The 728-nt window shown below is 36.5% G+C and carries 1 protein-coding gene; it reads right to left on the bottom strand.

What is annotated here, in order from left to right; all coding sequences use genetic code 11:
• The coding region (locus HMPREF0650_RS12415) for a restriction endonuclease subunit S (protein WP_211205568.1) at window positions 1-657 on the bottom strand (657 nt) is incomplete at its 3' end.
• Window positions 658-728: the final 71 nt, after the last annotated feature.

Genomic DNA, 728 nt, shown 5'->3' with positions numbered 1-728 from the left:
AAGGGCAGTCTTTTTTAGCTTGCCCTTTTTCACGAGATTCAGCTTCTCCGCTTTTATCTGTTCAAGCAATTCATGGGCTGTGCCTTCTCTTACAATCTGCGGAACGAGCTTTCCTTGAATTGCTTCTTGTAAAATGGACTTTTTGAGAGATTCTTTAATATTTGCATCAAGAATATCTTTTCTACTTTGCGATAGTTCGTATTTTTCAACATATGGCAAAACACGTTCTACTCCACAAACGATTCTTTTTTGTTCATCAATAGGTGGAATTGGAATCAAACGAGGTTTCATATTCTCCATAGAAACATGAACCATTGTACTTCCTGTTGTTGAAGCTCTTACTTGTGTCTTATCAAACAAAAAGAAATAATACAAGTATTCTCTAAAAAGAACTTTTGTATCAAACTTAACATTCCAAATGTGATAATGGAATATGGTTTTATCACCATTCCAAATTTGAGGACCAAAAGAAGCTGACCATGCATAAAGTAAGTCGCCATGATAGCAATACTTGTCTTCAGATAGTTCTAAATCAGAATAATACCACTGGTTATTTGTAAAGAAATTGCCAACACGAAGAACTTTGTATTTTCCTCGTGATAACAGTTCTTCTTTTTTATATGCTCGGCCATTCACAAAAGTTATAACGTCTTGCATTCTGCACCATTCCCACCCTTGCGGTATCTCAAACGGGACTTCGTCGTCAATGCACTTCACCTCGCCTGTAG

Origin of the sequence: Hoylesella buccalis ATCC 35310, from assembly GCF_000177075.1 — a bacterium.
Lineage (GTDB): Bacteria > Bacteroidota > Bacteroidia > Bacteroidales > Bacteroidaceae > Prevotella > Prevotella buccalis.
Note: the sequence above shows the minus strand (reverse complement) of the source record. Positions and strands in the feature narration are given on the sequence as shown.